General features: G+C 76.3%; 25 protein-coding genes and 1 pseudogene. 9 read left to right on the top strand and 17 right to left on the bottom strand.

The genetic code is table 11. From position 1 onward, the window contains the following. Positions 1–137: 137 nt before the first annotated feature. Positions 138–509 (bottom strand): annotated as a pseudogene (gene hisI / locus LG943_RS22485) (phosphoribosyl-AMP cyclohydrolase); the annotation flags it as partial. Between the two features lie 143 nt (positions 510–652). Here hisI and LG943_RS22480 point away from each other — a divergent pair. After that, positions 653–1,639, top strand: coding sequence for an SIS domain-containing protein (locus LG943_RS22480; RefSeq protein ID WP_270074335.1), 987 nt, complete (start codon positions 653–655; stop codon positions 1,637–1,639). A gap of 19 nt (positions 1,640–1,658) precedes the next feature. On the opposite strand, the gene LG943_RS22475 is transcribed toward LG943_RS22480, so the two are convergent. The 9 genes from LG943_RS22475 to hisD form a co-directional block, all read right to left on the bottom strand. Next, on the bottom strand, positions 1,659–3,524 hold the full coding sequence (locus LG943_RS22475) for an ABC transporter ATP-binding protein (RefSeq protein WP_270074334.1): 1,866 nt from the start codon (positions 3,522–3,524) through the stop codon (positions 1,659–1,661). Further along, a complete protein-coding gene (locus LG943_RS22470) occupies positions 3,521–5,545 on the bottom strand; it encodes an ABC transporter ATP-binding protein (protein ID WP_270074333.1) in 2,025 nt (674 codons plus the stop codon). The genes LG943_RS22475 and LG943_RS22470 overlap by 4 nt, the downstream gene beginning before the upstream one ends. A gap of 302 nt (positions 5,546–5,847) precedes the next feature. Continuing rightward, positions 5,848–6,615 (bottom strand): imidazole glycerol phosphate synthase subunit HisF, encoded by a 768-nt coding sequence (gene hisF / locus LG943_RS22465; RefSeq protein ID WP_270074332.1) that lies wholly within the window; start codon positions 6,613–6,615, stop codon positions 5,848–5,850. Continuing rightward, positions 6,612–7,343, bottom strand: a complete 732-nt coding sequence (gene priA / locus LG943_RS22460) for a bifunctional 1-(5-phosphoribosyl)-5-((5-phosphoribosylamino)methylideneamino)imidazole-4-carboxamide isomerase/phosphoribosylanthranilate isomerase PriA (protein WP_270074331.1) — start codon at positions 7,341–7,343, stop codon at positions 6,612–6,614. Before priA ends, hisF begins: the two co-directional genes overlap by 4 nt. Before the next feature lie 108 nt (positions 7,344–7,451). After that, on the bottom strand, positions 7,452–8,099 hold the full coding sequence (gene hisH, locus LG943_RS22455) for an imidazole glycerol phosphate synthase subunit HisH (protein WP_270074330.1): 648 nt from the start codon (positions 8,097–8,099) through the stop codon (positions 7,452–7,454). Positions 8,100–8,199: 100 nt separating this feature from the next. Next, positions 8,200–8,361 (bottom strand): hypothetical protein, encoded by a 162-nt coding sequence (locus LG943_RS22450; protein WP_270074329.1) that lies wholly within the window; start codon positions 8,359–8,361, stop codon positions 8,200–8,202. Then, entirely contained in the window at positions 8,361–8,954 is a 594-nt protein-coding gene (hisB, locus tag LG943_RS22445) for an imidazoleglycerol-phosphate dehydratase HisB (RefSeq protein ID WP_270074328.1), read from the bottom strand. Before hisB ends, LG943_RS22450 begins: the two co-directional genes overlap by 1 nt. A 49-nt stretch (positions 8,955–9,003) precedes the next feature. Continuing rightward, the gene (locus LG943_RS22440) at positions 9,004–10,110 is read right to left on the bottom strand and encodes a histidinol-phosphate transaminase (protein WP_270074327.1); all 1,107 of its coding nucleotides are present in this window, start codon (positions 10,108–10,110) and stop codon (positions 9,004–9,006) included. Positions 10,111–10,160: 50 nt separating this feature from the next. Then, the gene (hisD, locus tag LG943_RS22435) at positions 10,161–11,483 is read right to left on the bottom strand and encodes a histidinol dehydrogenase (RefSeq protein ID WP_270074326.1); all 1,323 of its coding nucleotides are present in this window, start codon (positions 11,481–11,483) and stop codon (positions 10,161–10,163) included. 267 nt (positions 11,484–11,750) lie between these two features. Between hisD and LG943_RS22430 the strand changes: the two genes are divergently transcribed. The 4 genes from LG943_RS22430 to LG943_RS22415 all read left to right on the top strand — a co-directional run bounded on the left by LG943_RS22430 (position 11,751) and on the right by LG943_RS22415 (position 14,877). Continuing rightward, positions 11,751–12,323 (top strand): ferritin, encoded by a 573-nt coding sequence (locus LG943_RS22430; RefSeq protein WP_270074325.1) that lies wholly within the window; start codon positions 11,751–11,753, stop codon positions 12,321–12,323. A 92-nt stretch (positions 12,324–12,415) separates the two neighbouring features. Continuing rightward, on the top strand, positions 12,416–13,093 hold the full coding sequence (locus LG943_RS22425; protein ID WP_270074324.1) for an LON peptidase substrate-binding domain-containing protein: 678 nt from the start codon (positions 12,416–12,418) through the stop codon (positions 13,091–13,093). 65 nt (positions 13,094–13,158) lie between these two features. After that, positions 13,159–13,644, top strand: coding sequence for a Cys-tRNA(Pro) deacylase (gene ybaK / locus LG943_RS22420; protein WP_270074323.1), 486 nt, complete (start codon positions 13,159–13,161; stop codon positions 13,642–13,644). Positions 13,645–13,761: 117 nt separating this feature from the next. Continuing rightward, a complete protein-coding gene (locus LG943_RS22415) occupies positions 13,762–14,877 on the top strand; it encodes a TIGR04222 domain-containing membrane protein (RefSeq protein ID WP_270074322.1) in 1,116 nt (371 codons plus the stop codon). Positions 14,878–14,902: 25 nt separating this feature from the next. On the opposite strand, the gene LG943_RS22410 is transcribed toward LG943_RS22415, so the two are convergent. Beyond that, positions 14,903–15,664, bottom strand: a complete 762-nt coding sequence (locus LG943_RS22410) for a hypothetical protein (RefSeq protein ID WP_270074321.1) — start codon at positions 15,662–15,664, stop codon at positions 14,903–14,905. A 134-nt stretch (positions 15,665–15,798) separates the two neighbouring features. On the opposite strand from LG943_RS22410, the gene LG943_RS22405 reads away from it, so the two are divergent. Continuing rightward, on the top strand, positions 15,799–16,344 hold the full coding sequence (locus LG943_RS22405) for a DinB family protein (RefSeq protein WP_270074320.1): 546 nt from the start codon (positions 15,799–15,801) through the stop codon (positions 16,342–16,344). A 163-nt stretch (positions 16,345–16,507) separates the two neighbouring features. Here LG943_RS22405 and LG943_RS22400 read toward each other — a convergent pair whose 3' ends face one another. Further along, positions 16,508–17,449, bottom strand: coding sequence for a PadR family transcriptional regulator (locus LG943_RS22400; protein WP_270074319.1), 942 nt, complete (start codon positions 17,447–17,449; stop codon positions 16,508–16,510). Positions 17,450–17,710: 261 nt separating this feature from the next. Between LG943_RS22400 and LG943_RS22395 the strand changes: the two genes are divergently transcribed. From LG943_RS22395 to ligD, 3 genes are all read left to right on the top strand, one after another. Then, the gene (locus tag LG943_RS22395) at positions 17,711–18,940 is read left to right on the top strand and encodes an endonuclease/exonuclease/phosphatase family protein (RefSeq protein WP_270074318.1); all 1,230 of its coding nucleotides are present in this window, start codon (positions 17,711–17,713) and stop codon (positions 18,938–18,940) included. Between the two features lie 237 nt (positions 18,941–19,177). Then, positions 19,178–19,846 (top strand): DNA polymerase ligase N-terminal domain-containing protein, encoded by a 669-nt coding sequence (locus LG943_RS22390; RefSeq protein ID WP_270074317.1) that lies wholly within the window; start codon positions 19,178–19,180, stop codon positions 19,844–19,846. Continuing rightward, on the top strand, positions 19,843–20,796 hold the full coding sequence (ligD, locus tag LG943_RS22385; protein WP_270074316.1) for a non-homologous end-joining DNA ligase: 954 nt from the start codon (positions 19,843–19,845) through the stop codon (positions 20,794–20,796). Before LG943_RS22390 ends, ligD begins: the two co-directional genes overlap by 4 nt. Positions 20,797–20,863: 67 nt before the next feature. Here the strand turns inward: ligD and LG943_RS22380 are convergent, their stop codons facing one another. The 5 genes from LG943_RS22380 to LG943_RS22360 all read right to left on the bottom strand — a co-directional run bounded on the left by LG943_RS22380 (position 20,864) and on the right by LG943_RS22360 (position 26,684). Beyond that, complete coding sequence (locus tag LG943_RS22380) at positions 20,864–21,220, bottom strand: chorismate mutase (RefSeq protein WP_270074315.1); 357 nt, start codon at positions 21,218–21,220, stop codon at positions 20,864–20,866. 240 nt (positions 21,221–21,460) lie between these two features. Next, positions 21,461–23,257, bottom strand: a complete 1,797-nt coding sequence (locus LG943_RS22375; protein WP_270074314.1) for an AMP-dependent synthetase/ligase — start codon at positions 23,255–23,257, stop codon at positions 21,461–21,463. 137 nt (positions 23,258–23,394) lie between these two features. Beyond that, positions 23,395–24,174: an SDR family NAD(P)-dependent oxidoreductase gene (locus LG943_RS22370; protein WP_270074313.1), complete on the bottom strand. Its 780-nt coding sequence runs from the start codon at positions 24,172–24,174 to the stop codon at positions 23,395–23,397. A gap of 706 nt (positions 24,175–24,880) precedes the next feature. Beyond that, positions 24,881–25,621, bottom strand: a complete 741-nt coding sequence (locus LG943_RS22365; protein ID WP_270074312.1) for a carbonic anhydrase family protein — start codon at positions 25,619–25,621, stop codon at positions 24,881–24,883. A 136-nt stretch (positions 25,622–25,757) separates the two neighbouring features. Further along, the gene (locus LG943_RS22360) at positions 25,758–26,684 is read right to left on the bottom strand and encodes a hypothetical protein (RefSeq protein ID WP_270074311.1); all 927 of its coding nucleotides are present in this window, start codon (positions 26,682–26,684) and stop codon (positions 25,758–25,760) included. Positions 26,685–26,736 lie beyond the last annotated feature (52 nt).

Here is a 26,736-nt window from a genome sequence, read left to right as displayed (position 1 = left end):
CACGCCGGCCCCGCGCGGCGCGCGCCCGGGGCGGGCGCGGTGCCCGCCGGGCCGGCAGCGCCGGCCGGGTCGACGGTACCGGCGGTGTCGGCCGTGTCAACCGTGTCACCTGTGGGCGCCGTGCCCGCGCCCAGCGGCAGCTCGCCGGCGTCGAAGCAGGTGTGGTCGCCGGTGTGGCAGGCGGCGCCGGTCTGGTCGACGCGCACCAGCAGGGTGTCGCCGTCGCAGTCCAGCGCCACGCCCACCACCCGCTGCACGTTTCCGGAGGTGGCGCCCTTGACCCAGTACTCGCCGCGGCTGCGCGACCAGTAGGTGGCGCTGCGGGTGTCGAGGGTGCGGCGCAGCGCCTCGTCGTCCATCCAGGCCAGCATCAGCACCTCGCCGGTGTCGTGCTGCTGGACGACGGCGGGCAGCAGGCCGTCGGGGTTGCGCTTGAGCCGCGCGGCGATCTCGGGGGCGAGGCGCGCGCCCGCGGTGTCGGCGCGGCGCCCGGCGGGGCTGGTGCTCATGCCTCCACCCTATGGCGGCTCCGTGCCCGGTCGCGGCCGGGTCGGGCGCACCGCGCGCACCCGCCGGGCCCGGTTGTTTTGTAGAGTTCCCAGCGCCCCCCGGGCGCCGCTCCCCGCCGCTTGGCCGACCCCGCAGGAGACCCGTGACCGCCGCACTGCTGACCGCCGACCTGGCGGGCAAGCCCGACGCCCTGATGGGCCTGGCCGACCGGCTGGCCCGCCACGACCCCTACGGCGCGCTGCCCACGCTGCTGGAGGACGAGCCGGCGGGCATCCTGCTGCTGGGCATGGGCTCGGCCCGCCACGTGTGCGAGACCGCGGCGGCCCGGATGCGGCTGAGCGGGCTTGGCGCCAGCGCGGAGTTCGCCTCGGCGCAGCGGTCGCTGCCCCCGGGTCCCGACACCCTGGTGGTGGCGGTGGCCGCGGGCGGCGGGGTGCGCGAGCTGTGCTCGCTGCTGGACACCTACGCCGAGCGCTCGGCGATCATCGTGCTGGGCGACGACCCCGACTCCCCGGTGGCGCGCTACGCCGACATCCTGGTGCCGCTGCTGGCGGGCCCCGACCGCAGCGGGCTGGCCTGCGCCGCCGTGCAGAACGCGCTGGCGCTGCTGCTCCTGCTGGGCTACCGGCTGGGCGCGCCGGCGGTGTCGCCCGGCGCCGACGTGGCCCAGACCCTGCGCCGCGCGGCCAACGCCACGGCCGGGCTGCTGGAGCGCGCCGGCTCCTGGGTGCCCGAGGTCGCGGCCGCGCTGTCCTCGCCCGACGGTGTGCACCTGGTGGCCCCCGCCGAGCGGCTGTCCTCGGCCGGGCACGGCGCGCTGGCGCTGCGCAAGGGCCCGGTCGTGAAGGCGTACGCCGCCGAGACCGGCGAGTGGTCCCACACCGACCGCTACCTGGCGGCGGTCAGCGACTACCGGGCGCTGCTGTTCGCGGGCTCCCACTACGACGAGCGGACGGCCGAGCACCTGGGCCAGCTTCGCGGCACGCTGGTGGCGGTGGGCGGCGAGGTGCCCGGCGCGGCGGCGACCGTGCGCTACCCCGGCGACACCGTCCCCGATGTGGCGCTGCTCACCGAGCCGGTGGTGGCCGAGCGGCTCGCCGCGCACTGGTGGGCCGAGCGGGGGCGCTGAGCCCCCGCCCGGCGCGGCCTCAGGCCGAGCTGCGCACCCACGACGCGTAGAGGTCGGCGTAGACGCCGGGGACGGCCGCCAGTTCCTCGTGCGTGCCGCGCTGCACCACCCGGCCCTCGTCGAAGACCAGCACCTCGTCGGCGGCCTCGGCGGTGGACAGCCGGTGGGCGATGGCCACCGAGGTGCGGCCCCGGGTGAGCCGGTCCAGGGCGCGCTGGATGCGGACCTCGGTGTCGGGGTCCACGGCCGAGGTTGCCTCGTCCAGCACCAGCAGGTCGGGGTCGGCGACGTAGGCCCGCACCAGCGCGACCAACTGGCGCTCCCCCGCCGACAGCGACTCCCCGCGCTGGCCCACCGGGGTGTCCAGGCCGTGGGCCAGGCCCGCGAGCCAGTCGGCCAGGCCCAGCTCGGCGACGGCGGCCTCCAGTTCGGCGTCGGTGGCCTCGGGGCGGGCGAAGCGGATGTTGGCGCCCAGCGAGGAGTCGAAGAGGAACCCCTCCTGGGGCACCATGACGACCCGCCCGCGCAGCGAGGAGAACGCGACCTCGCGCAGGTCCACTCCGTCGATGAGCACCCGGCCCTCGACCGGGTCCATCAGCCGCGTGAGCAGCTTCACGAACGTGGTCTTGCCCGAGCCGGTCTCGCCGACGACCGCCACGCGGGTGCCGGGCGCGATCTCCTCATCGACCCGGTCCAGGACCGTGGGGCCGCCGGGGTAGGCGTAGGACACCCCCTCGAAGCGGACGGCGACCGGGCCGCGCGGCAGGGTGCGGCCGGCCTCGCCGGGGTCGGCGATGTCGGGCACGGTGTCGAGCACGCCCAGCACCCGCCGCCACCCGGCGATGGCGTTCTGCGCCTCGTTGAAGATCTCGGTGGCCATCATCATCGGCGCGATGAACAGGGTCATCAGGAACAGGAAGGCCACCAGTTCGCCGGCGGTGATCCCGCCGCCGATGCCCAGCAGCACGCCCACCACGACCACGGCGGCGTTGCCCACGGCGGCGATCAGCTCGGCGAAGGGCGAGACCGCCATGGACAGCCGCTGGGCTTTGACCTGGGCGGCGCGGGTGGCCAGCACGGTGGTGTCGATGCGGCGGGCGGTGCGCTCCTCGGTGGCGTGGGCGCGGATGACGGCCGCGCCCATGACGGTCTCGCCGATGGCGCCGAGCATGTCGCCGGTGCGCTCGCGGACCGTGAGGTAGGCGCGGGAGAGCAGCCGCTGGAGCCAGCGGGCGCCGTAGAGCAGCGGCAGGAAGCAGACCCACACCACCAGGGTCAGCTCCCAGGAGTAGACGGCCATGAGCACGGTGGCCACGATGAGCTGGCCCACGCTGACGATGAGCTGGAGGCCGCCCCACTGCATGAACGTGCTGATCTGGTCGACGTCGGCGGTGACCCGCGCCACCAGGGCGCCCTTGCGCTCGCTGTTCTGGGTGAGCACCGACAGGTCGTGGACGTGCCGGAACGCCTTGCGGCGCAGCGTGGCCAGCGCCGACTCGGTGGCGCGGTAGAGCCGGACGTTCATCACGTAGGCGGCGGCCATGGTGGCGGCCAGCAGCAGCGCGCACACCGCCACCGTGGCGGTGGCGAACCGCAGGTCGGGGCCGCCGCCCTCGGCGCCCACGCCGCGGTCGATGATCTGCTGGATGGCGATGGGCACCACGACCTTGCCCAGGGTCGCCACGACGGCCAGCAGCAGGGTCAGCCACAGTCCCTCGGCGAACTCCGGGGTCAGCCGCAGCCCGCGGCGGACGGTGTCGAGGGCGCCGCCGTTGGCGCGCCGCAGCCCCGGCCCGCCCAGGGCGGTGCCGGCGGGGTCCGCGGGGTCGGCGGGGTCGGCGGCGCCGCGCGCGGGCCGGGTGCGGTCGGAGGCGGGGGCGCTCATCGCACGGTCTCCTGGGTCTCCTCGGTGTCCTCGGCTCCGCCCTCGTGCCGGGCGCCGGGCCGCGCGCCGGGCTCGCCGGGCAGGCGGCCCGCGCGCAGCGGGCGCGGCGCGGGGTCGTCGGTGTCGGCCGGGTCGGCGATGTCCTCGGCGCCGGCCGCGCGTTCGGCGGCGCGCTCGGCGGCGGCCCGCTCGTAGGCGGTGACCAGCCGGCGGTAGCCGGGCGAGCGCTCCAGCAGCTCGGCGTGGGTGCCCCGGGCGCGCACGGTGCCCTGTTCGAGGTAGACGACCTCGTCGGCGAGTTCGATGGTGGCGCGGCGGTAGGCCACCACGACCACGGTGGCGGCGAGGTCGGCGTCGCGCAGCCCGGCCAGGATCTGCGCCTCGACCTGGGGGTCCACCGCGGAGGTGGCGTCGTCCAGGATGAGCAGCCGGGGCCGGCGCACCACGGCGCGGGCCAGGGCCAGGCGCTGGCGCTGGCCGCCCGAGAGCGTGGTGCCGCGCTCGCCCAGGCGGGTGTCCAGGCCCTCGGGCAGGGCGGCGACGAAGGAGTCGGCGCGGGCCAGGCGCAGCGCCGCCCACACCTCGGCGTCGTCGATGTCGGCGCCCAAGGTGACGTTGCCGCGCACGGTGTCCTCGAAGATGAACGTCGCCTGCGGCACGAGGGCGGCGGTGGCGGCGATCTCGCCCCGGGCGAGGTCGCGGACGTCCACCCCGTCGAGTTCGACGGTGCCGGCGTCGGGGTCGACCAGGCGCATCAGCAGCGTGGTCAGGGTGGACTTGCCCGACCCGGTGGGGCCGACCAGGGCGACGGTGCGGCCGGGGGCGATCTCGAAGTCGACGCCGCGCAGGACGGTGCTGCGCCGCCCCGGCGCGGTGTCGGCGTCGGCGAGGTCGCGCGCGCCGGTGTCGTAGGAGTCCTCGTAGGAGAAGCCCACCCCGCGCGCGGCCAGCGACACCCCGCCGGTGCCCGGGGCCACCCGGCGGTCGCCGAAGGGCATCTCGCCCTGGGCGGTGAGCACCGCCTGGACGCGGTTCCAGCCCACCACCGAGCGCGGGAGGTCGCCCAGGATCCAGCCCAGGGAGCGGATGGGCAGGGCCAGGAGGGTGAACAGGTAGGCGGTCTGCACGAGGTCGCCGGGGCCGATGGCCCCGGTGGACAGCCGCCACATGCCGATGAGCAGGACCGCCAGGATGCCGAAGTTGGGCAGGTGCTCCATGACCGGGTCGAACACCGCGCGCATGCGGCCCACCTGGATCTGGGCGTCGCGCAGCCGGTGCGCGGCGGCGGTGAACCGCTCGGTCTCGTGGTCCTCGCGGCCCAGGCTCTTGACCACCAGCGCGCCGTCGAAGGACTCGTGGGCGACCTCGCTGACCTGGGCGCGCAGCGCCTGGGCGCGGGTGGCCACCGGCGCCACGCGGCGCTGGAAGACGACGTTGGCCACGGCCAGCACCGGGAAGACGACGAAGGCGACCAGGGCGAGCACGGGGTCGGTCACGACCATCGCGACGGCGGCGGTGACCAGCATGAACAGGCTGCCGATCACCATGGGCAGCGGCGCGAGGGGCTGCCAGGTGGCCTCGACGTCGGCGTTGGCGTTGGAGAGCAGTTGCCCGGTGGCGTGGCGGTGGTGCCAGGACAGCGGCAGCCGCAGGTAGGTGCGCGACACCGCGCGGCGGTAGCGCGCCTGCATGCGGAACTGCATCAGCCCGGCGTAGAGCCTGCGGGCGGCCAGGCCCAGCGCCTTGGCCACGCCCACGCCCAGCAGCGCGGCGGCGGCCAGCGCCAGGGCGGCGGTGGTGGTGCGGTCCTCGGCGAAAGCGGGCAGGATGACGCGGTCGGTGATGCCCCCCATGACCGAAGCCGAGCCCACGCTCACGGCGGCGTGCAGCCCGGCGCCGAGCACGGCGACGGCGAACACCACGGGTTCGGTGCGCATGGCCACCCACAGCACGTACATGCCGCGTCGGAAGACCGCCGACCGCCCCTCCTCCCGGCTGGTCGTGCTCTGGTCTCCGGGCATGCGTCCCCCTGCACTCGTACGCGGCGTGTCGCGGCCATGACGAGGGCGTCCCATGACAGGACGCCCGCTCACCAACCTACTCCGGCCCACCGGATCGGCGTAGCCGATTAGTTCAGCGGTGGGCGGGTGCGCCCTATTCCGCCCCTGGTGAGGTGAGGAATAGGGGGTTGGCGCGCGCGGGTGGGAGTGGTAGAGGGCGGGGCGGTGGAGGGGGCGGCGGGGGGGGGGGGGGGGGGGGGCGCCCCGGGCCCCCCCCCCGCCGCCCCCCCCGCCCCGGTCGCCGCCGACCGCGAGGCCCGGTGCTAGCGGACCGGGTGGCCGTGCGCCCGGAGTTCGGCCTTGACGTCGGCCACCGTGAACTCGCCGAAGTGGAACACGCTGGCGGCCAGCACCGCGTCGGCACCGGCGTCGATGGCCGGGGGGAAGTGCTCGACCTTCCCGGCGCCGCCGCTGGCGATCAGCGGGATGTCGACCACCGCGCGCACCGCGGAGATCAGCTCCAGGTCGAACCCGGCGCGGGTGCCGTCGGCGTCCATCGAGTTGAGCAGCAGCTCCCCCGCCCCCAGCTCCGCGGCGCGCGCGCACCACTCCACCGCGTCGATGCCGGTGCCGGTGCGCCCGCCGTGCGTGGTGACCTCGAACCCGCTGGGGGTGGCGCCCTCGGCGGTGCGGCGGACGTCGGCCGACAGCACCAGCACCTGGCTGCCGAAGCGGTGCGCGATGTCGCGGATCAGCTCGGGGCGGGCGATGGCGGCGGTGTTCACGCCGACCTTGTCGGCGCCCGCGCGCAGCAGCCGGTCGACGTCTTCGGGCGTGCGCACCCCGCCGCCAACCGTGAGCGGGATGAACACCTGCCCGGCGGTGCGGTGCACCACGTCGTAGGTGGTGGCGCGGTCGCCGCTGGAGGCGGTGACGTCGAGGAAGGTCAGCTCGTCGGCGCCCGCGGAGTCGTAGCGGGCGGCCAGCTCCACCGGGTCTCCGGCGTCGCGCAGGTTCTGGAAGTTGACGCCCTTGACGACCCGCCCGGCGTCCACGTCCAGGCAGGGGATGACGCGGATGGCCAGACTCATGCCGCGCGCACCGCCTTCAGGGCGTCCTCCAGGGTGAAGGCGCCCTCGTAGAGCGCGGTGCCCATGATGGCGCCCTCCACGCCCTCGCCGGTCAGCTCGGCGATGGCCTTGAGGTCGTCCAGGGAGGAGATCCCCCCGCTGGCCACCACGGGCTTGTCGGTGTAGCGGGCCACGGTGCGCAGCAGCTCCAGGTTGGGGCCCTGGAGGGTGCCGTCCTTGGTGACGTCGGTGACGACGTAGCGGGGGCAGCCGTCGGCCTCCAGCCGCTCCAGCGTGGTCATCAGGTCGCCGCCGTCGCGGGTCCAGCCGCGCGCGGCCAGTGTCTGGCCGCGCACGTCAAGGCCGATGGCGATCCGCTCGCCGTGCTCGGCGATGATGCGGGAGCACCACTTTGGGTTCTCCAGGGCGGCGGTGCCGATGTTGACCCGGGTGCAGCCGGTGGCCAGGGCCGCCGCCAGGGACTCGTCGTCGCGGATGCCGCCCGACAGCTCCACCCGGACGTCCAGCCGGCCGATGATCTCGGCGAGCAGGTCGCGGTTGTGGCCGCGCCCGAAGGCGGCGTCGAGGTCGACCAGGTGGATCCACTCGGCTCCGGCGCGCTGCCAGCCCAGGGCCGCCTGGAGGGGGTCGCCGTAGCGGCCGCCGGAGCCGGCCTTGCCCTGGACGAGCTGGACGGCCTGGCCGTCGGCGACGTCGACGGCCGGCAGGAGTTCAAGGGTGGAGGACATGGCAGCCTTCTGGTCGGATGCGGATCGGTTTGCGGTGAGGTGTGCGTGCGGTGCGGTTCCGCCGCGCCGAGACGCGCGTCCCGGCTCGCCTCGGCGCGGCGGGCGCCGCTACAGCCCGCCCACCCAGTTGGCCAGCAGGCGGGCGCCGGCGTCGCCGGACTTCTCGGGGTGGAACTGGACGGCGCTGAGCGGGCCGTTCTCCACGGCGGCGACGAACGGCTCGCCGTGGGTGCTCCAGGTGACCAGCGGCGGCGCGATGTGCTTGGCGGCCGGGGTCAGCGTCCAGTCGAGCACGCCGTAGGAGTGCACGAAGTAGAACCGGGCGTCGGCGGGGAGCCCGGCGAACAGCCGGCTGCCCTCGGGCGCCTCGACGGTGTTCCAGCCCATGTGCGGCACGATGTCGGCGCGCAGCCGCTCCACGGTGCCGGGCCACTCGCCGCAGCCCTCACTGGTGACCCCGTGCTCGACGCCGCGCTCGAACAGCACCTGCATGCCCACGCAGATGCCCAGCACCGGGCGGCCGCCGGCCAGCCGCTTGCCGATGACCCGGTCTCCGCCGGCGGCGCGCAGGCCCTCGGCGCAGGCCGCGAAGGCACCGACGCCCGGCACGATCAGGCCGTCGGCCTCCAGCGCGGCATGGGGGTCGGCGGAGACGGCGACCTCGGCGCCGGTGCGCTCGACGGCGCGCTGGGCCGAGCGGAGGTTGCCCGAGCCGTAGTCGAGGATGACCACGCGCGGTGGCGTGCGTTGCGGCATGTGCGGATCCCGCCTTTCGCTGGGACGGTGGGACGCGGGTCGGACGGTGAGGGGGTCGGTGGGGCGGCCGCCGGGACGCCCTGCGGGGCGGCCGGCGCCCTCAGCCGAAGTAGCCCAGGCGCAGCGCGCCGGCGACGACCGCCAGCAGCGCGCACGCCCCCAGGGCGGCGGCGAGCACCTTGTTGACGCGCCACAGCGCGGCGGTGCCGCCCGCGAGCAGCCCGCCCAGGGCCACGAGCAGGACGCCCCACAGCGCGCTCACTACAGCGCGCCCTTGGTGGAGGGCACGCCGGTGACGCGGGGGTCGCGCTCGCAGGCGAAGCGCAGCGCCCGGGCGAACGCCTTGAACTGGCACTCCACGATGTGGTGGGCGTTGCGCCCGTAGGGCACGTGGACGTGCAGGGCCACCCGCGCCTGGGCCACGAAGGACTCGAAGATGTGCCGGGTCATGGTGGTGTCGTAGTCGCGGCCGATGACCGGGGCCATGCCCTCGGGCTCGCTGTGCACGAGGTAGGGCCGGCCCGACACGTCCACGGTGACCTCGGCCAGGGCCTCGTCCAGCGGCACCTTGGCGTCGGCGAACCGGCGGATCCCGGCCTTGTCGCCCAGCGCCTCGCGGAAGGCCGCGCCCAGCGCCAGGGCGGTGTCCTCCATGGTGTGGTGGGAGTCGATGTGCAGGTCGCCCTCGGTGCGCACGGTGAGGTCGAACAGCCCGTGCTTGGCAAGCTGGTCGAGCATGTGGTCGAAGAAGCCGACTCCGGTGGAGATGTCGGCGACCCCGGTGCCGTCGAGGTCCAGCTCCACGACGACCTTGGTCTCCTTGGTGGCGCGTTCGACGCGGCCGGTGCGGCTCATGGGTTCAGGTTCTCCCGGGAGGATGGCGGGTGGGCGGGCGGGCGGCGGCTCAGCGGTGCTCGGCGCGCACCTGGAGCAACGCCGTGCGGAAGGCCGACATTTCCTCGGGCGTGCCGACGGTGACGCGCAGCTTGCCGGGGGGGCCGACCTCGCGGACGAGCACGCCGTGCTCCAGCAGGCCGCGCCAGGCGGCGGAGCGGTCGGCGAAGTCGCCGAAGAGGACGAAGTTGGCGTCGGAGTCGGCGACGGTGAAGCCCTCGCCGCGCAGCCAGGCCACCAGGGCGTCGCGCTCCTCGCGCAACTGCTTGACCTGGCCCAGCAGTTCGTCGCCGAACTCCAGCGCGGTGCCGGCCACCACCTGGGTCACCGAGGACAGGTGGTAGGGCAGCCGGACCAGGTGCAGGGCCTCCACGACGGCGGGGTGCGCGGCGAGGTAGCCCACGCGCGCGCCGGCCAGCGCGAACGCCTTGGACATGGTGCGGGTGACGACGAGTCGGGGGTGGTCGGCCAGCAGGCTGAGCGCGCTGGGGGTGTCTTCGCGGCGGAACTCGGCGTAGGCCTCGTCGACGACGACCATGCCGGGGGCGGCCTCGGCGACGGCGGCGATGACCTCCAGCGGCAGCGCGGTGCCGGTGGGGTTGTTCGGCGAGGTCAGGAACACGATGTCGGGGCGGTGGCGGGCCACGGCCGCGGCGGCGTCCTCGGGCGTGAGCGCGAAGTCGGGGCCGCGCCGGGCGGCGACCCACTCGGTGCTGGTCACCCGGCTGATCACCGGGTACATCGAGTAGGTGGGCTCGAACCCCAGGGCGCGGCGGCCGGGGCCGCCGAACGCCTGGAGGATCTGCTGGAGCACCTCGTTGGAGCCGTTGGCCGCCCACACCGACGCGGTGTCGAGTCCGTGGCCGAGGTAGCGGGCCAGGTCGGCGCGCAGCCGGGTTGCGTCGCGGTCGGGGTAGCGGTTGAGGCCGGCGGCCACGGCGGCGACGTTGCGGCCCAGGGCCTCGGCCAGCCGCGGCGAGGGCGGGTAGGGGTTCTCGTTGGTGTTGAGGGCGACCGCCACCGGGAGTTGCGGCGCTCCGTAGGGCTCGGTGCCGCGCAGGTCGTCGCGCAGCGGGAGGTCGGCCAGGGTGAGTGCGGCGGGGCCGGGCTGGTCCATGGGAGCGGGTGCGTCTCCGGGGTCGGTGGGGCGGGACGAGCGGGGAGGGGTCACCGGTCGCCTCCGGCGGTGCCGGCCGGGCCGGCGCCCAGGCGCGCGGTGACCGCCTCGCCGTGGGCGGGGAGGTCCTCGGCCTGGGACAGCGCGACCACGTGGGGGGCGACCTCGGCCAGCGCGGCGCGGTCGTAGGAGACCACGTGCACCCCGCGCAGGAAGGTCTGCACGCTGAGCCCGGCGGTGTGCGCGGCGCTGCCGCCGGTGGGCAGCACGTGGTTGGAGCCGGCGCAGTAGTCGCCCAGGGAGACCGGGGAGTAGTCGCCGACGAAGACCGCGCCGGCGTTGCGCACGCGCGCGGCGTGGGCGTGGGCGTCGGCGGTCATGATCTCCAGGTGCTCGGCGGCGTAGGCGTCGACCACCGCGAGGCCGTGGTCGATGTCGTCGACCAGCACGATGCCCGACTGGCGGCCGGCCAGCGCCTCGGCCACCCGGTCGCGGTGGCGGGTGGCGGGCACGCGGGCGGCGAGTTCGGCCTCGACCTTGCCGGCGAGTTCGACGGAGGGGGTGACCAGCACGGAGGCGGCCACGACGTCGTGCTCGGCCTGGCTGATGAGGTCGGCGGCGACGAAGCCGGGGTCGGCGGTGTCGTCGGCGAGGATGGCGATCTCGGTGGGGCCGGCCTCGGCGTCGATGCCGATGACGCCCTTGAGCAGGCGCTTGGCCGCGGCCACCCAGATGTTGCCGGGGCCGGTGACCATGTCGGCGCGGGCGCAGGGGCCGGCGCCGTAGGCGAACATGGCGACGGCCTGGGCGCCGCCCACGGCGTAGACCTCGTCGACTCCCAGCAGCGCGCAGGCGGCCAGGACGGTGGGGTGGGGCAGGCCGCCGAACTCCGCCTGGGGCGGGGAGGCCACGGCCAGCGAGGCGACCCCGGCCTCCTGGGCGGGCACGACGTTCATGACGACGCTGGAGGGGTAGACGGCGCGGCCGCCGGGGACGTAGAGCCCCACGCGGGCCACGGGCACCCACCGCTCGGTGACGGTGCCGCCGGGCACCACGCTGGTGGTGGTGTCGGTGCGCCGCTGGTCGGCGTGGACCAGGCGGGCGCGGCGGATGGACTCCTCCAGGGCGGCCCGGACCCCGGGGTCGAGGGAGTCGAGGGCGGCGGCGATCGCCTCGGCCGGGACGCGGATGTCGGTGAGCGCGACGCCGTCGAACCGCTCGGTCAGCTCGATCAGCGCCTCGGTGCCGCGGTGGCGGACGTCGTCGCAGATGGGGCGGACGCGTTCGAGCGCGGTCTCGATGTCCAGCTCGGCGCGAGGCAGCAGGTCGCGCGGGTCGCCGACGGCGCCCCGGAGGTCGATACGGGAGATCACGCGTTCATTCTAGGGGCCGCGGGCGGCCCTGGTCGGCAGGCGGGCGCGCTGGTGGGGGGCCTGCGGGCGGGCGGCCCGCCGGCGGGCCGCCGACGCACCGGAAAGAACGAAGGAAAGCCTAACCGAAATAGCCGTGAATGCGACTGAATTAGACGTGCCTAAGTTTGGGTCACCTATCCTAAATCGACATAGCCAAGGTTTTCCTGCGTGTCGCGCATTACTCGGACATTAATCGACACCGCATTTCGGCCGCGTTATTATTCAGGCATGAACGCGCTGAGAAGAACCGCCGACCACGGCCCCGCCGGGCTCACCAAGTTCCACCGCCTCCTGCTGGAGCAGGTGGGCCACGAATTCACCGCCTCGCACCAGTACTTCGCGATCGCCGCGTGGTTCGACGACCGCGACCTGCCGGCCCTGGCCCGGGTGTTCTACCGCCAGTCGCTGGAGGAGCGCGACCACGCCACCATGATGGTGCGCTACCTGCTCGACAATCACGTCGCGCCCGACATTCCCGGCATCGGGGAAATCCAGACCTCCTTCACCGAGCCGCGCGAACTCGTCGCGCTGGCGCTGCGCCAGGAGCAGCAGGTGACCGAGCAGATCAAGGCGCTGGCCAAGGCCGCCCGCGACGAGCAGGACTACACCGGCGAGCAGTTCCTCAACTGGTTCCTCCAGGAGCAGGTCGAGGAGGTCGCCACCATGTCGACCCTGCTCAACATCGTGGAGCGCGGCACCGGCAACATGTTCGACGTCGAGACCTGGGTCAACCGCGAACTCTCCGCCCCGGCCGAGGGCGACTCCAACGCGCCCCAGACCGCCGGACCCGCCGTAAGCTGATCCGCCCGCGGGCTTCGGCCCCGCCCGCCGCCTCCGCGGCGGGCGGGGCGCGGTCGCGCCCCCGCCACCGGCCGGTTGGGCATACTTGAGCAATGCCACACCGGTTGCCGCTCTTCCCCCTCGGCACGGTCCTGTTCCCCGGGGCCGCACTGCCGCTCCACGTGTTCGAGGAGCGCTACCGCCGCCTGGTCGAGGACGTGCTCCAGGCCCCTGAGGGCGAGCCCCGCGTCTTCGGCGTGGTGGGCATCGAACTCGGCCACGAGGTCGGCCCCGACTCCGCCCACCGGGTCTTCGACGTCGGCTGCACCGCCGAGGTCCGCACCGCGCGCCGCCGCGCCGACGGCCGCTACGACCTGGTGGTCGAGGGCGGCACCCGCTTCCGCGTGGACCGCCGCGACGACCCCGACGCCGACACCCCCTTCGTCCGCGCCGACACCACTCCCCTGCCCGACGAGGTGGGGCCCGGCGCCGAGGACTACGCTGAGCGCGTCAGGCGCCGCTTCGGCGTCTACCGCGAACGGCTGCGCCGCGTCGGAGTGCCCGCCGAGCCGCCCGAAGACCTTCCGGCCGACCCCCTGCCGCTGTCCTACGCCGTGTCGGCCGCCATGGTCGTCGACCAGGCCGACCAGCAGGAGCTGCTGGAGGCCGACCACGCCGCGGCGCGGCTGGAGCTGGCCGCCGGCCTGCTGCGCCGCGAGAACCGCGTGCTGGCGTCGCTGCCCGTGCTGCCGGCCGGGCGGTTCCTGCGGCACGAGGTCAACCTGAATTGAGCGGCGGCGCCCGCGCACCGTGCGCGGGGGCGGACCCCGAAACCGGACGGGAAGCGAGGACGACAGTGGGCGGCAAGGGCACCCCGGCGACCGTGGCGGCGGCGCGGGCGGGCATCGAGTTCACCCTGCACCCCTACGAGGCGGCGGGCGGCGGCGGGTCCTACGGCGAGGAGGCCGCCGACGCCCTGGGCGTGGCGCGCGACCGGGTGTTCAAGACCCTGGTGGCCGAGGTCGACGGTGCCCTGACGGTGGGCGTGGTGCCGGTGAGCGCCACCCTGGACCTCAAGGCACTGGCCGCCGCGGCCGGCGGCAAGAAGGCCGCCATGGCCGACCCTGCGGCGGCCGAGCGCGCCACCGGCTACGTGCGCGGCGGGATCAGCCCGCTGGGCCAGCGCCGGCGGCTGCGCACGGTCGTGGACTCCTCGGCCGCCGGCCACGCCACCGTGTTCGTCTCGGCGGGGCGGCGCGGGCTGCAAATGGAGCTGGCGCCGGCCGACCTGGTGCGCCTCACCGGCGCGGCCACGGGCGCCATCGCCGCCGCGGGCGGCTGACCCGCGCGTTCGCGGCCCCGGCGTGGCGAAGGTCACGGCGCCCCTTTCCTCCGTGCCTCTTCGGATTTACCGTTGTGTCACCAAGGTGCATAGCGCGTAGCCCGTGGAGGAGGCGCGATGGTCACGGCAATCGTGCTCGCGACAACGCTGGGCTACCTGGCCATCGCCGCGTGCTACCTCGCCACCCGGTGGCGCTATGCCCGCATCCGCCGCGCCGGGCCGCGCCGCCCCGTGGTCGGCCCCGAAGACCTGTCCCCCTTCGAGCTGGGCATGCTGGCCGGGGGCCGCCAGCGCGTGGGCGAGGTCGCGCTGGCGGAGCTGTACCTGAGCGGACGCGCGGTGGCGCGCGGCCACGGCATGGTGGCCCGCCCGCCGCAGGGCGGCTCGCCGCCCGCGCCGCTCTCGCCGGAGCCCTTCGCGCGGATGCTCGACGCCCGCCTCACCGCCAACCGCCCCGTCCCGGCCGAGCAACTCGTGCGGGTGGCCGCCAAGGGCGACCCCGCCGTGGCCGCCCTGTGGCGGCTGCGCCGGCTGGGCCTGTTCTTCGCGCCCGAGCGGCTGCGCCGGATGGGCGGACTGCGGGGCGCCGCCTGGGGCCTGCACATGCTGATCGGGGTGGCCGGGGTCGCCTCGGGCGGCGCGGCGGTGCTGTGGGCGATGATCCCCAAGGGCGAGCGCATCGGCGCCGTGCCGCTGGTGTTCGCGGTGGTGCTGATCACCTACCCGTTCCTGCTCTACCTGTCGGACCGGCTGATCGGCGGCATGCAGGGCGCGGTGGTGGCGGCGGCGCTGGTGACCGGCGCGGCGATCCCGGTGGTGCCGGCGCCGCGCGGGCTGGCGGCCGGGCTGGTGCTGCTGGCCGGGTGGTCGGTGATCAACGGCGTCTACCGGTGGACCGGCGGCACGCTGGGGCCGCGCACGGTGGCCGGCGACGCCCTGCTGGCCGAGGCGCGCGCCGACCTGCCCGGCCCCGACCCGGTCGACACCGCGTTGCGCGCCACGGCGCTGCTGGGGTTCCAGGCGCTGCGCCGGCGGCGTCGGGGGCGCGGCCCGGCGATACCCGACTGCGCGGAGTTCGCGGCGGTGCGGTCGTTCGCGGCGGCCTGCGGCAGCGGGGTGGGCCGGCCCAACACCGGCCTGGGCGGCAACTTCGCCGGCGACGGCGGCAGCGGCGAGTGGGGCGGCGACGGCGCCGCTCCCCCGGCGGCCCGGCGGCGCCCCCAGCCCGACTGAGGCGCAGGCGGGCGCGGCCCGCCACTCAGGGGCGGGCGCCGCCGCCGGCGTCGGGGGTGCCCGGGGCGTCGGGGGTCTCTGATGGGTTCCGGGTCTCCGGCGCGGTCGGCGGGCCCGACGCGTTCGGGGTGTCCGGCGCGGCGGCGCCGCCGTCGCCGCCATGGGCGGTCTCGGGACCGGCGGGCGGATCGGCGTGCCCGGCCTCCCCCACGGTGTGGCCCTCCGGGACCGGCCAGGCGGGGCCGGCCGGGTGGTGGCCGTCGCCGGGGTCCTCGGGCGGGCGCTGGCCGGGCAGGTCGCCCCGCCAGAGGCTGACGGCGTCGAACAGGGCGTACTGGAGGACCGCCACGAAGGGCCAGGCCACCAGCGCGCTCAGCGCCTGGAGGCGCAGTCCCGACTCCACGACGTCGCCGGGCCGAGCCGCCGCGACGGCGTCGGCGAAGGCGGCCGCGTCCAGCAGGGTGCCGGTCTGCCAGGCCGCCGCCGATCCCGCCGCCGATCCCGCGGCCAGGCCCAGCAGGCAGGCCAGGCGCAGGTCGGCGCGGTCGCGCGCGGCCCACCGGTACTGCGTCATGTAGGCGGCGTAGCCGCAGACCAGCCCGGCCGCCATCGCCATCAGCGCGAAGTAGCCGTCGACGGCGAACGTCGTCTCGGTCACCGGGTAGGGCAGCACCTCGCCGCCGGTGCCCACCGTGACGTCGGGGCGCGGCGCGATCAGCCACCACAGCCCGCCCAGCGGCGGGCCCAGCACCGCGGCCGCGCCGGCGACCGCCGCCGCGGCTCTCACCTGCCGGGTGCGCGCCGCCGCTGCGGGCGCCCCGTCCTCCTTGCCGATCTCCGCGCTCCTCTCGCCTGCCCGGGCGCGGGCGCGCCGGGGGAAAACCAGTGGTCCGGGCGCGGGGCCGGACCGACAATGACCGGATGGAACACACGATCGAGTCCGTGGGAACCTCCGGCCCGGCCCGGGCCCGGCGCGTGGAGCCGCCGCACTCGGCCGACGAGCGCACGATGCTCACCGCGTGGCTGGACTGGCACCGATCAACCGTACGGGAGAAATGCGCCGGTCTGGACTCCGGGTCGGCCCGGCGGGCGCCGCTGCCGACCTCGCCGCTGATGTCGATCGAGGGGATCGTCTCGCACCTGCGGTGGGTGGAGCACGCCTGGTTCGAGAGCGTGCTGCTGGGGCTGCCCGATCAGGGACCCTATACCAGCGAGGACCCCGACGCCGAGTGGCGGCTGGGGGCGCGGGTTCCGCTGCCCGACCTGCTGGACGCCTACGACGCCCAGTGCGCCCGCTCGCGCGAGATCACCGCGAAGCTGGAGTTGGGCAGCACCTCGCGCGGGCGGGCCTCCGATGGAACGCGGACGCTGCGCTGGGTGCTGGTGCACATGATCGAGGAGACCGCGCGGCACAACGGGCACCTGGACCTGCTGCGCGAGTGCGCCGACGGCGCCACCGGGCGGTAGCGGCCCGCCTCCTGCCGCCCGCGCGCTGCGGGCGGGCGGCAGGAGGGGGCGGCGGCAGGGGCCGCACCGCGCCCGGTGGGGGTGCGTCCGCCGGAGCGGGCGCGGGGGCCGGCGGGCCGCGTCGCCGGTGCCCGAGGGCCGACCGGCCGTGCCGCCGGCGCCCTCAGCCTTCGGTGTCCGCAGCGTCCTCGGCGTCGTCGCCGCTGCCCTCGGCGCGCGGCGCCCCGGCGGCCGCGTCCTCCTCGGCGAGGATGCGGTAGAGCCCGCGCCGGGTCTCGGCCAGCAGCCGCTTGGCGCGCTCGACCTGCTCGTCGGTGCCGGCCTGGGCCACCTGGGCGGCGGCGGCCGACAGTTGCGCGGCCAGCGAGCTGATCTCGTGGTAGCGCGACAGCGCGTCCTCATACTCCTCGGGCACGGCGTCCCAGGGCGGGGTCAGCTCGGCCGCGTGCCGCTCGACGTAGGCGTGGCCCTCGTCGGTCAACTCGAAGGGCCGCCGGCGCCCGCCCTCGGCGTTGGCGGCCGGGCGCACCAGGCCCTCGTCCTCCAACTGCTGGAGCATGGGGTAGACCGACCCCGGGCTGGGCCGCCACGCACCGCCGCTGCGCTCGCGCCCCTCGCGGATGATCTCGTAGCCGCTGCGCGGCTCCTCGGCGAGCAGCAGCAGGATCCCGGTGCGCACGTCGCCGCGCCGCGCCCGGGGGCCGCCGCGCCGGCGCCGCCCGCCGCCGAACATCTCGAAGGGGCTGGGGCCGAAGGGCCCGCCGCCCCAGGGGCCGTGCGGCCCGCCCGGAGGCACGGGCGGGGCGGGGGGTACGGGCGGGGTGTGCGGCGGGAAGCCGCGGTGGTGGTGCCCGCCGTGCCCCCCGGGACCGCCGCGTCCGCCGGCGGCCAGCAGCGCGGCGCGCGGGCCGTGCCACCCGCCCCGCCGGCCCGGGCGCCCCCGCGGCCCGGGCTCGGTGGCGGCGAAGTCGGCGGGCTCGCCGCCGTAGGGCGCGGCGTGGGCCGCGAAGGACGCGCGCGCGGCGCGCAGCGCCCCGGCCGCGAAGCGGCCGGGTCCGCCCCGGTCCTGCTCGCCCCACGCCCACGGCATCGGAATCGCTGTCATGGCGACCTCCCCTGGATCGTCCGGTCGCAAGCGACCAGGTCGCGACATACTTTTGATTGTCGAGACTATTACACGATATATCGGCAACTGATCGGGGTCAACGGCTCGGGGGAACGGGCGGCCGCGCACGGCGCCGTGTTCACCCGCCGATCGTCGCGGGGACGCCTGGAGGTGGCACCCTGGGACGCCGCCCGCTGCGCGCCACCCGCGCCCGCACCGCACCCGCACACCCGAACCCGAACCCGCATGGAAGGACCGCGCATGACCGGCCCCCGCACCCTGCTCGCCCTCACGGCCGCCACCGCGCTGCTGTGGTCGGCGGCGGCCGTGCCCGCCTCGGCGGACCACGGCGGCCACCGCCCCGGCGGAGCGGAGGTCCGCTTCGCCACCTTCAACGCCTCGCTGAACCGTCCGCAGGAGGGCGAACTGGCGGCCGACCTGGCCACCCCCGACGACGAGCAGGCAAAGGACGCGGCCGAGGTCATCCAGCGCACCCGGCCCGACGTGCTGCTGGTCAACGAGTTCGACCACGACGCCGAAGGGCGCGCGGCCCGCCTGTTCCAGCGCAACTACCTCTCGCGCGGCCAGAACGGCGCCGAGCCGATCCGCTACCCCTACCGCTACACCGCGCCGAGCAACACCGGCGTGGCCACCGGCCTGGACCTCAACAACGACGGGCGCGCGGTGACCGAGCCCGGGCAGCCCGGCTACGGCGACGACGCCTACGGGTTCGGCGCCTTCCCCGGCCAGTACGGGATGGTGGTGTACTCCCGCTACCCCATCGACACCGACGCGGTGCGCACCTTCCAGACCTTCCGCTGGGCCGACATGCCCGGCGCGCTGCTGCCCACCGACCCCGAGACCGGGGAGCCGTTCTACTCCGCCGAGGAGCGCCGGGAGCTGCGGCTGTCCTCCAAGAGCCATTGGGACATCCCCGTGCGCACCGGCCGCGGCACCGTCCACCTGCTGGCCTCCCACCCCACCCCGCCGTCCTTCGACGGCCCCGAGCGCCGCAACGTCGCCCGCAACCACGACGAGAACCGCTTCTTCGCCGACTACGTCTCACCCGGCCGCGGCGGCTACATCTACGACGACGAGGGCCGGCGCGGCGGCCTGAAGCCGGGCGCGCGGTTCGTGATCGCCGGCGACCTCAACGCCGACCCCAACGACGGCGACGGCCACCCCCGGGCCGTCCGGCAACTGCTGGAGCACCGCCGCGTCAACGGCGGCCTGCTGCCCGCCAGTGAGGGCGGGCCCCTGGCCGCCCAGGCGCAGGGCGGCGCCAACACCGGGCACACCGGCGACCCCGCCCACGACACCGCCGACTTCGGCGACGTCCCCGGCCCCGGCAACCTGCGGGTGGACTACGTGCTGCCCTCGCGCGGCCTGCCCGTGCGCGGCACCGGGGTGTTCTGGCCCGCCCCCGGCGAGCCCGGCGCCGAGGCCGCCGGCGCCTCCGACCACCACCTGGTCTGGCTGGACGTGCGCTGAGCCGGCGCGCGGGCGGGGGCGCGGGAGCCCACCCCCCCCCCGCCCCCCCCCGGGCGCGGGGCTGCGCGGGCGCGCCCCGGGCGGGGGGGGGGGGCGGACCCCCCCCCCCCCCCCCCCCCCCGCCCGCTCCCCCTCCGGGTGTAACCGCCACGCGCCCGGGTAACGCGCACCTACAGGAGGCCCCGCCCGCCGGCGTCCGCCGGCTCGGGGCGCGGCCGCGAACGGCGGGGGGCGAGCATGGAACGGGGCGGCCGGCCGGCCGACGGAGCCGGCCTCGCGGAGTACCGGCGCAAGCGCGACTTCGACCGCACCCGCGAACCCGAGGGCGCGCCGCGCCGCAAGCGGCGCCGCGGCCGCGGCGAACCCGTGTTCGTCGTCCAGCACCACATCGCCCGGCGCGAGCACTACGACTTCCGGCTGGAGGTCGACGGCGTGCTGAAGTCCTGGGCGGTGCCCAAGGGCCCCTCCACCGACCCCAGCGAGAGACGGCTGGCCGTGCCCACCGAGGACCACCCGCTGGACTACGCCGAGTTCGAGGGCACCATCCCCGCCGGCGAGTACGGCGGCGGCACCGTGCTGCTGTGGGACACCGGCACCTACACCAACACCACCGCCAAGAAGGGCCGGGAGCTCACCATGGCCGAGGGCCTGGCGCACGGCCACGTGTCCTTCCTGCTGCACGGCGAGAAGCTCAGCGGCGGCTACGCGCTCAACCGGTTCCGCGGCGGCGACGGCGAGGAGGCGTGGCTGCTGGTCAAGGAGAAGGACGCCGCCGCCGACCCCCGCACCGACCCCGTCGCCTCCCGCCCGGAGTCGGTGCGCACCGGCCGGGTCCTCACCGAGATCGCCGACGACGACGGCCGCACCCTCCACGGCCGGCCGCGCGGCTCGGGCGGTGGCCGATGAGCGCGGCACCGGCCCGGCTGCGCGCCGGCGGGCGCACGGTCCCGGTGGGCCGCCCCGGCAAGGAGCTGTTCGGCGCCGAGGGCGTGACCAAGCGGGAGCTGGCCGAGCACTACCGCGCCGTCGCCCCCGTGATGCTGCCCCACCTGCGCGGGCGCCCGCTGGCCCTGCACCGCTTCCCCGACGGTGTCACCCCCGGCACCGGCACCGAGGGCTTCTTCCAGAAGCAACTGCCCGCCCACGCCCCCGACTGGGTGAAGGGCGTGGAGGTGCGCCGCGAAACCGGCGGCAGCATCACCATGGTGGTCTGCGACGACACCGCCACCCTGGTGTGGCTGGCCGACCAGGCGGTGATCACCCCGCACCCGTGGCTGAGCCGCGCCGGGCACCTGGAGTGCCCCGACCGCGTCATCGTGGACCTCGACCCCTCCGGGTCGGACTTCGCGCTGGTTCGCGAGGCCGCCCGCGACGTCCGCACCGCCCTGGAGGAGATCGGCCTGGTCCCCTTCACCATGACCACCGGGTCGCGGGGGCTGCACGTGGTCGCCCCGATCCGGCCCGAACTGGACTTCGCCCGCATCCGGGAGTTCACCCACGGCCTGGCCGAACTGGTGGCGCGGCGCCGGCCCGACGCCTACACCACCGAGTTCCGCAAGGCCAAGCGGGCGGGGCGGCTGTTCCTGGACGTGCTGCGCAACGCCTACGCCCAGCACGCCGTGGCGCCCTACGCGGTGCGCGCGCTGCCCGACGCCCCGGTGGCGGTGCCGCTGGACTGGGCCGAACTCGACGGCGTGGAGTCGGCGGGCGCCTGGACGGTGCGCACCGTGGGCGAGCGCCTGGCCGCCCACCGCGAGGCCGGCGGCGACCCCTGGCACGGCATGGCGCGCCGGGCGCGCTCCCCGCGCCGGGCCGCCGAACGGCTGGAGCGGCTGCTGCGCGCGGCGCGCGCCTGAGCCGACGACCGAGCCGGGGCGAGCCCCAAGGGGCCGGGAGGCGGACGCGTCCCCCAGGCGGTGCCCCTCAGCGGGCGGCGGCGCCGCGCTCCTCCTCGGCGGCCTCCAGGCCGGCCTCGATCACCCCGGCCATGATGCGGGCCAGCCGCGCCGCGCCCAGCCGGGGCGCGCGCTCGGCCATCGCCGCCACCAGCGCCCGCTCGCGCTCGGGATCCCGCCCGGCGAACCCGCCCACCGGCTTGAGCCGCTGCACGTCGGCCGCGAGCAGCGCGCGGCGCTCCAGGAGTTCGGCCAACTGGGCGTCGATGCGGTCGATGCGCCGGCGCAGCTCGCCGACCTCGGCGGCGGGCGCGCCGCCGAGGGGCGCGGCGGTGTCGAGGGGTGAAGCGGCGGGGGTCTGCGGGATCTGCGATGTCTCAGCCATGGTTCCTCCGTGTGGTGTGGCCTGCGGCCACTCCACTCCGGTCATCGGTCGCGGAGCCGCCGCTGGACGCAAAAAGGAGCGCAAGGCGGGTGCCTTGACGCTCCTGAGCCGGCGTGCGGACCGCGACCGCTGGGTCAACCAGCGGGCGACCGGCGCGCAGCCGGCTGCCTAAAGTCGCGATAGCCGAAGATCATGCCGCCGAGTGTAGCGCGCTCCTCACCTTCTGGGGGCCGCACCGGGCTAGCGCTTGGTGTACATCTCCTCGATCGCGGCCGAGTAGCGGTCGGCGATCCGGGAGCGGCGCAGCTTGAGGGTGGGGGTCATGGTCTCGGTCTCGACGCTGAAGGGCTCGGGCAGGATGCGGAACGCCCGGATGGACTCCGCACGCGAGACCGCCCGGTTGGCGGCGTCGACCGCCTTCTGCACCTCGGCGCGCACGGCCGGGTCGGAGTCGGGGTCCCCGGCGGCCGGGTGGCCCTCGCGTTCGCGCCAGGCGGCGAGTTCGTCGGCGTCCAGGGTGATCAGCGCGGCGACGAAGGAGCGGCCGTCGCCGACCAGCATGCACTGGTCGATCAGCGGGTGGGCGCAGACGCGCTCCTCGGTCGGCACCGGCGAGACGTTCTTGCCCCCGGCGGTGACCAGGATCTCCTTCTTGCGGCCGACGACGCTGATGTAGCCGTCCTCGTCCACCGCGCCGAGGTCGCCGGTGGCGAACCAGCCGTCGACGAACGCCGCCTCGGTGTCCTCGGGGCGGTTCCAGTAGCGGGTGAACACCGGCCCGCCCCGGACCAGGAGCTCGCCGTCCTCGGCCAGGCGGACCTCCACGCCGGGCAGCGGGCCGCCGATGGTGCCCGGCCGCACCCGGCCCGGGGTGTTGGCCAGGACGGCGGCGGTGGTCTCGGTCAGGCCGTAACCCTCGTAGACCTCCAGGCCGATCCCCCGGTAGAAGTGCAGCAGGCGCGGCTCCAGCGCGCCGCCGCCGGAGATCACGCGGCGGCAGCGCCCGCCGAGCGCGCCCATCAGCCTGCGGTAGACCAGCGCGTCGAAGAGGCGGCGGCGCAGCCGCAGCAGCGGGCCGGGGCCGCCGCGGTCCAGGGCCGTGCTGTAGGCCACGGCGGTGTCGGTGGCGGCGTCGAACACCCGCCGGCTCAGCCCGCTGGTGCGCTTGCGCGCGGTGGCGTGGATCTTCTCGAAGACGTAGGGCACGGCCAGCAGGAACGTGGGCCGGAAGGTGCCCAGGTCGTCGATGAGGGAGCGGACGCTGGCGGTGTGGCCCAGGCAGGCGCCGGCGTGGATGACCCCGACCTGCACCATGCGGCCGAACACGTGGGCCAGCGGCAGGAACAGCAGCGTGGAGGGCGGGGTGCCGTCGGGCTCGGGCTCGAAGACCACGGCCAGTTCCTGGACCACCGCCGCGATCTCGGCGCGGAAGTTGGCGTGGGTGAGGACGCACCCCTTGGGCGAGCCGGTGGTGCCGGAGGTGTAGACGATGGTGGCGGCGTCCTCTACGGCCACCCCGGCGCGGCGCTCCGCCACGGCGGAGTCCGGCACCCCGGCGCCCGCCTCGCGCAGTTCCTCCAGCGCGCCGGAGTCGATGGTCCACACGTGGGCGAGGCCGGGCAGCCCCTCGCGCGCGCCCTCGACCAGCGCGGTGTGCTCGGCGTCGTCCACCGCGCAGGCCACCGCGCCGGAGTCGGACAGGATCATCGCGACCTGCTCGGCCGAGGACGACGGGTAGATCGGCACGGAGACCGCGCCGGCCGTCCAGATCGCGTAGTCCAGCAGGGTCCACTCGTGGCGGTTGGCCGACAGCAGGCCCACCCGGTCGCCGGGGGCCACGCCGGCGGCCACCAGACCCTTGGCGAGGGCCACGACGTCGTCGCGCACCTGGGCGGCGGTGCGGGTGCGCCACCCGTCCGCGCCGCGCACGCTGATCATGGGCGCGTCGGGGTGGCGCCGGGCGCGGTCGAACAGGGTCTCTGCCAGGCCGCCGTCGACGCCCAGCGGCCGCGGGGGCGGGGAGGAAAAGCTGGTCACTCCTCCGGTGTATCGGACCGCCGCACCCGTTCCGACCGGCCGGGACATGATCTATTTCACTGCGGGCGGGGGGAACGCGCGCCGCGGCGGGCGGCCGCGGCGCCCCGCCGCCCTCCACACCCCCGCACCCGCCGCCCTCACAGCGCGTGCCCGCCCGCGACCTGCACGACCTGGCCCGTGATCCAGCGCGCCTGGCGGGAGGCCAGGAACACCACCGCGTCGGCGATGTCCTCGGGGGTGCCCTCGCGGCCCAGCGGCACCGCCGCGCGCACCCGGGCGACCAGGTCGTCGTCCATCCACCCGGTCTGCACGGGCCCGGGCGCCACGGCGTTCACGCGCACGCCCGCGCGGCCGAGGTCCAGGGCGGCGGCGCGGGTCAGCGCCTCCAGGGCCGCCTTGGAGGTTCCGTAGCCGATCTGGCCGGGGAACGCCCGGGCGGCGTCGGTGGAGACGTTGACGACGCAGGCCCCCTCCCCCGGCGGGGTGCGGCGGGCGAGTTCGGCGATGAGCAGGGCGGGCGCGGCGGCGTTGACCCGGTAGTGGCGGGCCAGCCCGTCGGCGGTGAGGGAGTCGAAGGAGTCGGGGTGCTCGCAGTGGGCGGCGTTGTTGACCAGCACCTCCACCCGGCCCAGGCGGCGCTCGACCGCGTCCAGCAGGCGGGGGGCGGCGTCGGGCGCGGCGAGGTCGGCGCCCACGGCCACGGCGCCGGGCAGGTCGGCCGCCAGCCGTTCGGCGTCCTGCGCGGCGGGGGCGGTGTGCTGCCAGGCCACGCCCTCGGGCGGCGGCGGGGCGGTGTCGAGGTGGTGCACGGCCACCCGGGCGCCCTGGTCGGCGAAGGCCCGCGCGACGGCGGCGCCGATACCGCCGGCGGCTCCGGTCACGAGCACGGTGCGTCCGCTCAGTCCGGTGTCGATCATGGGGGCAGTGTGCCGGTTGCCCCCGACGCGGTCCACCCGATTTCGCGCGCTGTGGGGCCGTGCCTCCCGCAGCGGCCGGGAACGGCCGCCCCCGCACCGACCTGCGCCTTCACCGGCGGGCGGGGCGGCGCGGCGGCCGGAGGCGGGCGGTGCTGGCGGGTGGCGCGGCGCGTCCCGCGAAATATCGCGGCCCGCGCGGGGTAGTACCGGAGTCAGCAGGGTCCCGGTGATCGCCGGCCCTGAGTGTGACAGCCGAAGAACGCGCCCGAAGCAAGGAGCCATCCCCCGAGGAGGCAATCTCATGGGGACCCGTAGAACCTGGATCGAACGCAAGGCCCGCCAGTTCCTCAGCGGCCGGGGAGGTGCGCCCACCGCACGCTCCCCGCGGCCCCACCGGACGGGCGGAGTGGCGCCGACCCGCGGGTTCGGCGGTATGTCCCGTCGTCGGCGGCCGACCTACGGTGCGGGACCGCGTCCCACCCGCGGGGTCGGGGGCCGCCCGGGCGGCGGTATGCCGCCGGAGGTGTCCCGCGGCATCCGCCAGATCGAGTCGCGGCTGCGCCGCGTACTGCGCCGCCGCTGACCGGCCACGACGAGCGGCCGCCCGGGGTGTCACCGACGCCCCGGGCGGCCGCCGTGTTTGCGGCCCGTGTGTGGGGCCGGCGCCCGGCTCCCCCGCCCGCGCCCGCCGCGCCGCCCGCGCGGGTCAGTGCGGCGACAGCGTGATCCGGCGGCCGTGCAGCCGCTGGACCCGGCGGGCGTTGCCGGCGGGGAACAGCTCCTCGAACTCGGCGAGGGTGTCGGGCGCGGCGGTCATCGGGGTGCTCAGCAGCACCCAGCGCACGCCCTCGGTGTAGGCGCCGGTGGTCAGCGAGCCGGCGTAGCCGTAGGACTCGGTGGCCTCGGGCACCAGGCGGTCGAGCCGCACACCGGCCAGGCGGGTGACGGCGGTGCCGTCGCGCCCGCGCGGCAGGGCCGCGACGACGCGGCCGAGGTCGGGGTTGGCCGGACCCGCCGCCCAGAACACCGCCACCACCAGCGCCGCGCCGTGGCCGTCGGCGGCGTGGTGCTTGAGGTGCTGCTCCAACCAGTAGGACCGGCCGTCGACCAGGTGCTCGGAGGGCGTGTGCCAGTGGATCTCGGTGAGGACGTACTCGCGGCCCTGGCAGCGCAGCCGGCTGCGCTCGCCGGCGACCGTGCCGGCCACGTTCTCCTCCAGCGGGCGGTACTCCAGGCCGGGCGGCCGGTCGGTGGGGTAGCGCTCGTAGCGGAACTCCACCTCCTCGGCGCGGTAGTCGAACCGCAGGTCGAGCGGTTCAGCGGGCACGAGCCGGTCGGTGCGCACGTTGACCGGGCTCTGCTCCAGCCCCCAGGGGCGGTGCGGGGCGGGCGCGGAGGCGCGCCGGTCTGCCGGGGCGGCCGCCCCGGGCGCGGTGGGCTCGGACACGGTGCCTCCTGTTGCGGGTGGCGGGGTCGGCCGGTACGGGACGCACCTGCCGACCCGGCGCCGCTGCGCGGCACGGGCGGGGCCGGATGGTCCCACCGCGTTATGCCCCGATATGACGCGGCGCACACGGCCGATTTCACCCCGTGTGTGCCGATTCGCGGGCGGGCAGCCGGCCGTGGGCGGCCAGCAGCGCCACCGCGCGCACAGTGGCGTGCCCCCGCCACTCCAGGGCGCCCGCCGGCGAGCGCGCCGCCCAGTCGACCCGCCAGCCGCCGTCGGCGTCCTGGCCCGCCGCCAGGCGGTCGAGGTCGGCGGCCACGACCTCGGGGTCGATGAAGGCGCGCAGCGGGCGGCCGGGGCGCGGTGCCACGTCCAGCGGGCGCATGGCCTCCCCCGGCGCGCCGTCCGCCACGGCCATGGAGCCGTCGCCGCCGCGCGGCAGGAACGCCGCCATCCGCTCCAGTTCCGCCGGCGCCCAGGGGTGGGTTTCATGCAGGGTGTCCAGCAGGTCGAGCACGAACCGGAACTCGATGGCCGGCGGCGCGCTCTCCAGTTCGGCGATCCGCCGGCGGCAGTACTCGGTGGCGCGGGCCACCCACGGGTGGTCGCGCACCCCGGGGTCGTGCCGGGCGACCCGGTGGGCGGCGCCGGCGAGTTCGGCGGTCATGTGCAGGGATGAGGCGGTCGGGTCGGCCTCGGCCCAGAACCAGGCGGTCCCGGTGGCGGGGCCGCCCAGGGGCAGCGCGAAGGGCAGGCCGCCGTCGGGCAGGGTGGCCTCCTCCAGCCAGTCGCACAACTCGCGGGCCCGCGCGGCGGGCACGGCGCACTCCTCGAAGACCTCGAACGCGTGCAGGGCGGCCACCGGCTGGCTGCGCTCGGACCGCAGGTCGGGTTCGAGCGCCCAGCCGTAGCCGCCGTCGGGGTTGCGGTAGGCCTCAAGGGCGGCGAGGACGCCGGCGGCGTCCCCGCGGCCCAGCAGCAGGGCGAGGCGGCGGCGGTCCAGCACGCGCGCGTGCGCGGCCATGAAGGCGGTGGCCGCCGCGATGTCGATCGTGGTGCTCATGGGGCCAGAGTGGCGCGCGGCGGCGCGGCCGTCTTGATCGAATCGGACACCG

The organism is Streptomonospora mangrovi (genome assembly GCF_027604915.1).
GTDB classification, from domain to species: domain Bacteria; phylum Actinomycetota; class Actinomycetes; order Streptosporangiales; family Streptosporangiaceae; genus Streptomonospora; species Streptomonospora mangrovi.
The sequence above is the reverse complement of the archived record's forward strand: the minus strand, read 5'-3'. Positions and strand labels throughout refer to the sequence as shown.

Coding starts and splice junctions, on each gene's coding strand:
- LG943_RS22400 (WP_270074319.1), bottom strand. CDS start 17,449: ATGACAGCGATTCCGATGCCGTGGGCGTGGGGCGAGCAGGACCGGGGC.
- hisB (WP_270074328.1), bottom strand. CDS start 8,954: ATGAGCCGCACCGGCCGCGTCGAACGCGCCACCAAGGAGACCAAGGTC.
- LG943_RS22370 (WP_270074313.1), bottom strand. CDS start 24,174: ATGATCGACACCGGACTGAGCGGACGCACCGTGCTCGTGACCGGAGCC.
- LG943_RS22425 (WP_270074324.1), top strand. CDS start 12,416: ATGCCACACCGGTTGCCGCTCTTCCCCCTCGGCACGGTCCTGTTCCCC.
- LG943_RS22475 (WP_270074334.1), bottom strand. CDS start 3,524: ATGAGCGCCCCCGCCTCCGACCGCACCCGGCCCGCGCGCGGCGCCGCC.
- LG943_RS22415 (WP_270074322.1), top strand. CDS start 13,762: ATGGTCACGGCAATCGTGCTCGCGACAACGCTGGGCTACCTGGCCATC.
- LG943_RS22390 (WP_270074317.1), top strand. CDS start 19,178: ATGGAACGGGGCGGCCGGCCGGCCGACGGAGCCGGCCTCGCGGAGTAC.
- LG943_RS22440 (WP_270074327.1), bottom strand. CDS start 10,110: ATGGACCAGCCCGGCCCCGCCGCACTCACCCTGGCCGACCTCCCGCTG.
- LG943_RS22405 (WP_270074320.1), top strand. CDS start 15,799: ATGGAACACACGATCGAGTCCGTGGGAACCTCCGGCCCGGCCCGGGCC.
- LG943_RS22470 (WP_270074333.1), bottom strand. CDS start 5,545: ATGCCCGGAGACCAGAGCACGACCAGCCGGGAGGAGGGGCGGTCGGCG.
- hisH (WP_270074330.1), bottom strand. CDS start 8,099: ATGCCGCAACGCACGCCACCGCGCGTGGTCATCCTCGACTACGGCTCG.
- hisF (WP_270074332.1), bottom strand. CDS start 6,615: ATGAGTCTGGCCATCCGCGTCATCCCCTGCCTGGACGTGGACGCCGGG.
- LG943_RS22380 (WP_270074315.1), bottom strand. CDS start 21,220: ATGGCTGAGACATCGCAGATCCCGCAGACCCCCGCCGCTTCACCCCTC.
- ligD (WP_270074316.1), top strand. CDS start 19,843: ATGAGCGCGGCACCGGCCCGGCTGCGCGCCGGCGGGCGCACGGTCCCG.
- LG943_RS22395 (WP_270074318.1), top strand. CDS start 17,711: ATGACCGGCCCCCGCACCCTGCTCGCCCTCACGGCCGCCACCGCGCTG.
- LG943_RS22430 (WP_270074325.1), top strand. CDS start 11,751: ATGAACGCGCTGAGAAGAACCGCCGACCACGGCCCCGCCGGGCTCACC.
- priA (WP_270074331.1), bottom strand. CDS start 7,343: ATGTCCTCCACCCTTGAACTCCTGCCGGCCGTCGACGTCGCCGACGGC.
- LG943_RS22360 (WP_270074311.1), bottom strand. CDS start 26,684: ATGAGCACCACGATCGACATCGCGGCGGCCACCGCCTTCATGGCCGCG.